Origin of the sequence: Halorubrum sp. SD690R (assembly GCF_005435035.1) — an archaeon.
GTDB classification, from domain to species: Archaea; Halobacteriota; Halobacteria; order Halobacteriales; family Haloferacaceae; genus Halorubrum; species Halorubrum ezzemoulense.
Map to the genome: position 1 here is coordinate 1 of NZ_SGTV01000090.1, position 1,145 is coordinate 1,145.

Below are 1,145 nucleotides of genomic sequence, written 5' to 3' on the forward strand. Positions count from 1 at the left end.
CATCCGTCTTTAGCTAAGAGAGAAACCGCGTGACAGCAGCGGCTTATCGAGGCTTCTTTTCGAGAGGAATGAGGAGGCGGCAAGTGTGCACCAAGACGCCTCCTCATCGAGAATCATGCGTCGGCTCACTACACTGTTTCCCTCCGAGTTCCTCGAAGAGCACGCCGAGGAACTCGGCGTGGTCGAGCGTGAGGGGAAGCTTCAGATTCCTGTTCTCGTGTGGGCGCTCGTGTTCGGCTTCGCCGCAGGCGAGAGCCGAACACTCGCCGGGTTCAGACGCTGCTACAACTCGACGGCTGATGAAACAATCTCTCCCGGTGGCTTCTATCACCGGTTGACACCAACGCTGGCGGAGTACCTCCGCGACCTCGTCGAGCACGGCCTCGACGAGGTCGCTGCTCCTGACACCGTTGACGCTGATATCGAACGATTCAGGGACGTGATGATCGCCGATGGAACAGTATTGCGGTTACACGAGTTCCTTTCTGATGAGTTCCAAGCCCGTCACGAGGAGCAGGCTGGAGCGAAGCTCCACCTGCTCCACAACGCTACTGATGAGACGATTGAACGGATCGACGTAACAGACGAGAAAACGCACGACAGCACGCTGTTCAAGACGGGATCGTGGCTGCAAGAACGGCTCGTTCTGTTCGATCAAGCGTACTTCAAGTACCGCCGCTTCGCGTTGATCGATGAGAACGACGGCTACTTCGTGAGTCGGCTGAAAGAGAACGCAAATCCGCTGATAACGGAGGAATTGCGGGAATGGCGCGGCCGCGCCATTCCCTTGGAGGGCAAGCGGATCCACGATGTGGTCGATGATCTCTCGCGGAAGTACATCGACGTAGAGGTCGAGGCGGAGTTCAAGCGGGGCCAGTACGAGGGGGCGCGGTCGCTGGATACGAAGCGATTCCGCGTCGTCGGCGTCCGCGACGAGGACGCCGACGACTACCACCTCTATATCACGAATCTGCCGAGAGAAGAGTTTTTCCCGGCGGATTTAGCAACGCTGTATCGGTGTCGGTGGGAGGTAGAAACGCTGTTTCGTGAACTGAAGACGCAGTACGAGTTGGACGAGTTCGACACAAGCGACCCAGATGTAGTGAAAATTCTGCTGTATGCGGCGTTGCTGTCACTGCTGGTGA

Annotated in this window: 1 protein-coding gene; it reads left to right on the plus strand. The window is 57.5% G+C overall.

Annotation, left to right across the window (positions count from 1 at the left end; genetic code table 11):
* Positions 1-115: 115 nt before the first annotated feature.
* On the plus strand, positions 116-1,145 hold a 1,030-nt coding region (locus EXE41_RS18525), incomplete at its 3' end, for an IS4 family transposase (protein ID WP_137691785.1).